Annotated in this window: 6 protein-coding genes and 1 pseudogene; 1 reads left to right on the top strand and 6 read right to left on the bottom strand. The window is 59.7% G+C overall.

Annotated features, from left to right (window positions below):
• From ispH to murJ, 6 genes and pseudogenes are all read right to left on the bottom strand, one after another.
• Positions 1-107, bottom strand: a pseudogene (gene ispH, locus D8U60_RS23700) (4-hydroxy-3-methylbut-2-enyl diphosphate reductase); the annotation flags it as partial.
• 206 nt (positions 108-313) lie between these two features.
• Complete coding sequence (gene fkpB, locus D8U60_RS23695) at positions 314-766, bottom strand: FKBP-type peptidyl-prolyl cis-trans isomerase (RefSeq protein WP_016773128.1); 453 nt, start codon at positions 764-766, stop codon at positions 314-316.
• Positions 759-1271, bottom strand: coding sequence for a signal peptidase II (gene lspA / locus D8U60_RS23690; RefSeq protein ID WP_024014359.1), 513 nt, complete (start codon positions 1269-1271; stop codon positions 759-761). The genes fkpB and lspA overlap by 8 nt, the downstream gene beginning before the upstream one ends.
• Positions 1264-4095, bottom strand: coding sequence for an isoleucine--tRNA ligase (gene ileS, locus D8U60_RS23685; RefSeq protein WP_130901059.1), 2832 nt, complete (start codon positions 4093-4095; stop codon positions 1264-1266). The genes lspA and ileS overlap by 8 nt, the downstream gene beginning before the upstream one ends.
• Positions 4096-4108: 13 nt before the next feature.
• A complete protein-coding gene (gene ribF, locus D8U60_RS23680; protein WP_016773125.1) occupies positions 4109-5047 on the bottom strand; it encodes a bifunctional riboflavin kinase/FAD synthetase in 939 nt (312 codons plus the stop codon).
• 129 nt (positions 5048-5176) lie between these two features.
• A complete protein-coding gene (gene murJ / locus D8U60_RS23675; RefSeq protein WP_016773124.1) occupies positions 5177-6715 on the bottom strand; it encodes a murein biosynthesis integral membrane protein MurJ in 1539 nt (512 codons plus the stop codon).
• Positions 6716-6967: 252 nt separating this feature from the next.
• Between murJ and rpsT the strand changes: the two genes are divergently transcribed.
• Entirely contained in the window at positions 6968-7240 is a 273-nt protein-coding gene (rpsT, locus tag D8U60_RS23665) for a 30S ribosomal protein S20 (RefSeq protein ID WP_003228351.1), read from the top strand.
• Positions 7241-7324 lie beyond the last annotated feature (84 nt).

The raw sequence follows: 7324 nt of genomic DNA, 5'->3' as shown, positions 1-7324 counted from the left end.
CGCACATAGATCGGCGGCCCGAAGACTTCCAGGGCGCGGTTGACGATTTCGATCGCCCGGTCCACACCGGCGCAGAAGCCACGGGGGTTGGCGAGTTTGATTTGCATGCTGTGCCTCGTGTCTTGCGCGCGAAAACAATGGAAAACAGACTGTGGAGACCTGCTTGTTGTGGCGAGGGGATTCATCCCCGCTCGGCTGCTTAGCAATCGTAAACCGTCAACGGACTTATCTCAGAATCCGTTGACTGGTCTGGGGGCGCTTCGCACCCCAGCGGGGATAAATCCCCTCGCCACAGAGGCTCACTCCTGCATTTTTAGATCGCTTTGACGGAAATGATTTCCACGTCAAAGGTCAGCGTCTTGCCCGCCAGCGGGTGGTTGAAGTCGACGGTCACTTGCGTGTCGTCGAATTCCTTCACCACACCCGGCAACTCAGTATTGGCCGCATCGTTGAAGATCACCAGCAGACCCGGCGACAACTCCATGTCGGTGAACTGCGAACGCGGGATGGTCTGCACGTTCTGCGGGTTCGGCTGACCAAAAGCGTTTTCCGGCTCGACGGTCAGAGTGCGCTTGTCGCCGGCCTTGAAGCCGAACAGTGCGGCTTCGAAACCCGGCAGCAGGTTGCCATCGCCGACCTTGAACGTCGCCGGGGCCTTGTCGAAGGTACTGTCGACGGTGTCACCGTTTTCCAGGCGCAAGGCAAAGTGCAGGGTGACTTCGGTGTTCTGGCCGATGCGTTGCTCAGTCGATAGCGGTTCAGTCATGAGCGGCCTCTTCGGTTTTCTTCGATTTGAACATGTCCAGTGCCAGCATGATCGCGCCAACGGTGATCGCGCTGTCGGCAATGTTGAACGCCGGGAAATACCAGCGGTTCTGCCAGTGCACCAGGATGAAGTCGATCACATGGCCCAGGGCAATGCGGTCATACAGGTTGCCCAGCGCGCCACCCAGCACCAACGCCAGGGCGACGGCCAGCCAGGTGTCGTTGCGACCCAGACGCTTGAGCCAGACCACCAGCACGGCACTGACCACAATCGCGATCAGGGCAAACAGCCAGCGCTGCCAGCCGGAGCTGTCGGCGAGGAAGCTGAAGGCAGCGCCAGTGTTGTAGGCCAGGGTCCAGCTGAACAGATCGGGAATGATCACGATCTGCTGGAACATTTCGAGCTTGGCTTCGAAGTAGAACTTGCTGGCCTGGTCAATGACCAGAACCAGCAAGCTCAACCACAGCCAGCTCAGCCGTCCGAAACGGCCAATGGCATCAGGCATAGTGACGAACCTCGCCAGCACCGCTGATGTTGTCGACGCAACGCCCGCAGATTTCCGGATGCTCCGGGTTCACGCCGACGTCTTCGCGGCAATGCCAGCAACGCGCGCATTTCGGGAACGCCGATTTGACGATCTTCAGTTTCAGACCGCTGACTTCGGTGGCCACTGCATCGGCCGGAGCCTGAACGAACGGTGCAACGCTGGCAGTCGAGGTGATCAGGACAAAGCGCAGCTCGTTGCTCAGCTTGGCCAGATCGGCGCTCAGCGCCTCTTCGGCAAACAGCGTCACTTCGGCCTGCAGGTTGCCACCGACGGCTTTCGCCGCACGCTGGATTTCCATCTCTTTGTTGACCGCGACCTTCACTTCCATGATGCGATCCCAGTAGGCGCGACCCAGCTCGAAGCCTTCCGGCAGCTCGGTCAGGCCTTCGTACCAGGTGTTGAGCATGACCGACTCGTTACGCTCGCCCGGCAGGTATTGCCACAGCTCGTCAGCAGTGAAGGCGAGGATCGGCGCGATCCAGCGCACCAGCGCTTCAGAGATGTGGAACAGCGCGGTCTGGCACGAGCGCCGGGCCTTGCTGTCGGCGCCGGTGGTGTACTGGCGGTCCTTGATGATGTCGAGGTAGAAACCACCCAGCTCCTGCACGCAGAAGTTGTGGATCTTCGAGTAGACGTTCCAGAAACGGTATTCGCCGTAGTGCTCTTGCAACTCGCGTTGCAGCAGCAGCGTGCGATCCACCGCCCAGCGATCCAGCGCCAGCATGTCTTCAGCCGGCAGCAGGTCGGTGGCCGGATTGAAACCGGTCAGGTTGGAAAGCAGGAAGCGCGCGGTGTTACGGATACGACGATAGGCATCAGCGCTGCGCTGCAGAATCTGCTCGGACACCGCCATTTCGCCGGAGTAGTCGGTCGAAGCGACCCACAGACGCATGATATCGGCGCCCAGGGTGTCGTTGACCTTCTGCGGCGCGATCACGTTGCCCAGCGATTTGGACATCTTGCGGCCGGACTCGTCGACGGTGAAGCCGTGCGTCAGCAGTTCGCGGTACGGCGCGTGGTTGTCGATGGCGCAACCGGTCAGCAGCGACGAGTGGAACCAGCCACGGTGCTGGTCGGAACCTTCCAGGTACAGGTCGGCACGCGGGCCGCTCTCGTGACCCATCGGGTGCGAACCGCGCAGGACGTGCCAGTGCGTGGTGCCCGAGTCGAACCAGACGTCGAGGGTGTCGCTGATCTTGTCGTACTGCGGCGCTTCATCGCCCAGCAGTTCGGCAGCGTCGAGTTTGAACCAGGCTTCGATACCTTCGACTTCAACGCGTTTGGCGACCTCCTCCATCAGCTCGACGGTACGCGGGTGCAGCTCGCCGCTTTCCTTGTTGAGGAAGAACGGGATCGGCACGCCCCAGTTGCGCTGACGCGAGATGCACCAGTCCGGACGATTGGCGATCATCGAGTGCAGGCGCGCCTGGCCCCAGGCCGGAACGAACTTGGTGTCTTCGATGGCTTTGAGCGAGCGCACGCGCAGGGTGTCGCCGCTGGTTGGCTCCTTGTCCATGCCGATGAACCACTGCGCGGTGGCGCGGTAGATCAGCGGGGTCTTGTGGCGCCAGCAGTGCATGTAGCTGTGTTCGATGACGGTGGTGTGCATCAGCGCACCGACGTCGGTCAGTTTTTCGACGATGGCCGGGTTGGCCTTCCAGATGAACTGGCCGCCGAAGAATTCCAGCGACGGCACGTATACGCCGTTGCTCTGTACCGGGTTGAGGATGTCGTCGTTGACCATGCCGTATTTCTTGCAGGTCACGAAGTCGTCCACGCCATAGGCCGGGGCGGAGTGAACCACGCCGGTGCCAGCGCCCAGTTCGACGTAGTCAGCCAGGTACACCGGCGACAGACGATCGTAGAACGGGTGACGGAAGTTGATCAGCTCAAGTTCTTTACCGGTGGTGGTGGCGATGACCGAACCTTCCACGCCATAGCGCGCCAGGCAGGCTTCGACCAGTTCTTCAGCCAGCACCAGCAGCTTGTCGCCGATATCGACCAGGGCGTAGTTGAATTCCGGGTGCACGTTCAGCGCCTGGTTGGCCGGGATGGTCCACGGGGTGGTGGTCCAGATCACGATCGCAGCAGGTTTGCTCAGCGAGGCCAGACCGAACGCGGCAGCCAGTTTGGCCTCGTCAGCGATCGGGAACGCGACGTCGATGGTCGAGGACTTCTTGTTCTCGTACTCGACTTCCGCTTCAGCCAGAGCCGAACCGCAATCGAAGCACCAGTTCACCGGCTTGAGGCCCTTGAAGACAAAACCACCCTTGACGATTTCGGCGAGGGCGCGGATTTCACCGGCCTCGTTCTTGAAGTCCATGGTCTTGTACGGATTGGCGAAGTCGCCGAGCACGCCGAGACGGATGAACTCGGACTTCTGCCCTTCGATCTGCTCGGTGGCGTAGGCACGGCACAGCTCGCGGGTTTTATCCGCGCCGAGGTTCTTGCCGTGGGTCACTTCCACCTTGTGCTCGATCGGCAAGCCGTGGCAATCCCAGCCCGGGACATACGGCGCGTCGAAACCCGACAGGGTTTTCGAGCGGATGATCATGTCCTTGAGAATCTTGTTCAGTGCGTGACCGATGTGGATCGTGCCGTTGGCGTACGGAGGGCCGTCGTGCAGGACGAACTTCGGACGATCCTTGCCAATCTCGCGCAACTTTCCGTACAGGCCAATACTGTCCCAGCGCTGCAGGATCTGCGGTTCGCGCTGTGGCAGGCCGGCCTTCATTGGGAAGGCGGTGTCCGGAAGGTTTAGCGTGGCTTTATAGTCGGTCATTTAAGGCTCTTCATTAGCGATGGGCGCTAGGTGCGGCTAGTGCACGGGCGGTGGCGACATCCGCATTGATCGCCGTTTTCAATGCCTCCAGAGAGGCGAAGCGCTGCTCTTCACGCAGCTTTTGGTGGAAAACCACCGTCAAACGCCGGTCATACAGATCGCCGGCAAAATCTAACAGATGGACCTCGAGGTGGGCTTTGCCATCCCCTTGCACCGTGGGGCGCACGCCGATATTGGCGACGCCGGGCCAGGTCTTGCCGTCGATGTCGACATTCACCAGATACACCCCGGTAAACGGCACGCGACGACGCTTGAGTTGAATGTTGGCAGTGGGCGTGCCCAGTTGCCGGGCCAGTTTCTGACCATGCAGCACGCGACCGGCGATGCGGTACGGACGGCCGAGCAGGCGTTCGGCCAAGGCAAAATCGGCCGCAGCCAAGGCGTTGCGCACCTGCGTGCTGCTGACGCGAATGCCGTCCAGCTCGACGGTTTGCGCCGCTTCGACGGTGAAACCGTGAACCTGCCCGGCCTGCATCAGAAAATCGAAATCGCCGAGGCGGTCGCAACCGAAACGGAAATCGTCACCGACCTCCAGATGCTGCACGCCAAGGCCATCGACCAGAATGGTATCGACGAACTCACTGGCGCTGAGCTTGCTCAGCCGCTGGTTGAACGCCAGGCACAGCACCCGGTCGACGCCTTCAGCGGCCAGTAATTGCAGCTTGTCGCGCAACCGCGCCAGACGTGCCGGTGCGGTGTCGGGAGCAAAGAACTCCCGTGGCTGCGGCTCGAAAATCACCACGCAGCTGGGTACGCCCAACTCGAGCGCACGCTCACGCAGCCGGGCCAGGATAGCCTGGTGACCACGGTGAACACCGTCAAAGTTGCCAATAGTGGCGACGCAGCCCCGATGCTGGGGGCGCAAGTTGTGGAGGCCTCGAACCAGCTGCATAACGCGCTTCTTGCTCATAAAGTGGTCGATTATAACCACACCCGACGGCCGACGACAGGCAACACCGTAACGCAAAGTGAACGAGCCGACAAAACCGCCGGCTCATGCCTGCTCATGAAGGCTGAAACCTCAGCTCAAGGCTTTGCGATTGAAGTCGCGCAGGCGGAAACCCAGCAGCAGCAACATACCGAAATACGCCACCACGCCAGCAACCACCAGCGCGCCCAGGCGCAAGAAGCGCTCAAGCATATGGCCCTCATCCCACGCGGGCATGAAATGCATGCCGGCCAGCAACACCGCCGACATCACGGTCACTGCAACGACCAGCTTGAAACCGAATTTGCCCCAGCCCGGCTGCGGTTGATACATCTTCTGCTTGCGCAGTTGATAGAACAGCAGCCCGGCATTCAGGCAAGCACCGGCACTGATCGCCAAAGCAAGGCCGGCATGGGCCAGTGGGCCGATCAACGCCAGGTTGAACAACTGCGTGCAGACCAGCGTGAAAATTGCGATTTTCACCGGGGTGCGAATGTTCTGTTGCGCATAAAAGCCCGGCGCCAGCACTTTGATCACGATAATCCCGAGCAGGCCGACAGAATAGGCAATCAGCGCACGCTGGGTCATCTCGGCATCAAAGCCACTGAACTGGCCGTACTGAAACAATGAAACAGTCAGCGGCTCGGCAAGAATCCCCAGCGCCAATGCGCACGGCAGCACCAGCACAAAGCACAGGCGCAGCCCCCAATCGAGGATTCGCGAATACTCGTGGCGATCCTTGCTGGCGTAGGTCTTGGCCAGCGTTGGCAGCAGAATCGTGCCGAGCGCCACGCCCAGCACACCCGACGGCAATTCCATCAAACGGTCGGCGTAATACATCCACGACACCGAACCTGCGACCAGAAACGAGGCGAAGATGGTGTTGATGATCAATGAAATCTGGCTGACCGACACGCCGAGAATCGCCGGCAGCATCTGCTTCATCACCCGCCACACGCCGCTGTCGCGCAGGTTCAGGCGTGGCAGCACGAGCATGCCGATCTTTTTCAGGTGCGGCAGCTGATACAGCAACTGCGCCAGACCGCCGACCAGCACCGCCCAGCCAAGGGCCATGACCGGTGGATCGAAGTACGGCGTGAGGAACAGCGAAAACACGATCATGCTGACGTTGAGCAGAGTCGGTACGAAGGCCGGCACCGAGAAGCGGTTCCAGGTATTCAGAATCGCGCCGGCCAGCGACGACAGCGAGATCAGCAATATATAAGGAAAGGTCACCCGCAACAGATCGGAGGTGAGCTGGAATTTCTCCGGGGTATCGGTAAAACCGGGCGCTGTGGCCCAGATCACCCAGGGCGCGGCGATCATGCCCAGCGCCGTCACCACCGCCAACACCAGCGTCAGCAGGCCGGATACATAGGCAATAAAGGTGCGCGTCGCCTCTTCGCCCTGCTGGCTTTTATATTCAGCCAGAATCGGCACGAACGCCTGGGAGAAAGCCCCTTCGGCAAAGATGCGCCGCAGCAGGTTGGGCAGTTTGAACGCAATAAAGAAGGCATCCGTGGCCATCCCGGCGCCGAATGTCCGCGCGATCAGCGTGTCACGAACAAAACCCAGAATCCGGGAAAGCATCGTGATAGAGCTGACGGCGGCCAACGATTTGAGCAGATTCATTGAGAGAGTTTGTGCCTGTCGATAAACAGCAGGCGAACAATGCGCCTACTTGTGCGATACTCCGCGCCGCAACAGCACAGAGCCAAAGCTCGCGAGTTTACAGGTCAAGCGCCGGAAATAAATATCCCGCCTCTTTATACCTACCACTTAGCGGAACGATTCAAGTGCCCTTGACAAGACAAGTCTTCATCGGCATGATTCGCGGCCTATTTTGTTTGCTATTTCCTAAAAAGTCTTTCGAGGAGCTCGACGGTGGCCAACTCACCTTCCGCCAAAAAACGTGCAAAACAGGCTGAGAAGCGTCGCAGCCACAACGCCAGCCTGCGTTCCATGGTTCGTACCTACATCAAGAATGTAGTTAAGGCCATCGACGCAAAAGACGCTGAAAAAGCTCAAGCTGCATACGTTCTGGCTGTGCCAGTTATCGACCGTATGGCCGATAAAGGCATCATCCACAAGAACAAGGCTGCTCGTCATAAGAGCCGTCTGAATGGCCACGTCAAAGCGCTGAAAGAAGCCGCTTAATCGACGTAGTCATTAAAAAACCGACCTCAGCAGACTGTGTGAAAACGCACTGATGGTGGTTCCAGCAAACGCCCCGACTTGTTC

The organism is Pseudomonas sp. Sample_11 (genome assembly GCF_004307505.1).
Classification (GTDB): Bacteria; Pseudomonadota; Gammaproteobacteria; order Pseudomonadales; family Pseudomonadaceae; genus Aquipseudomonas; species Aquipseudomonas atacamensis.
Note: the sequence above shows the minus strand (reverse complement) of the source record. Positions and strands in the feature narration are given on the sequence as shown.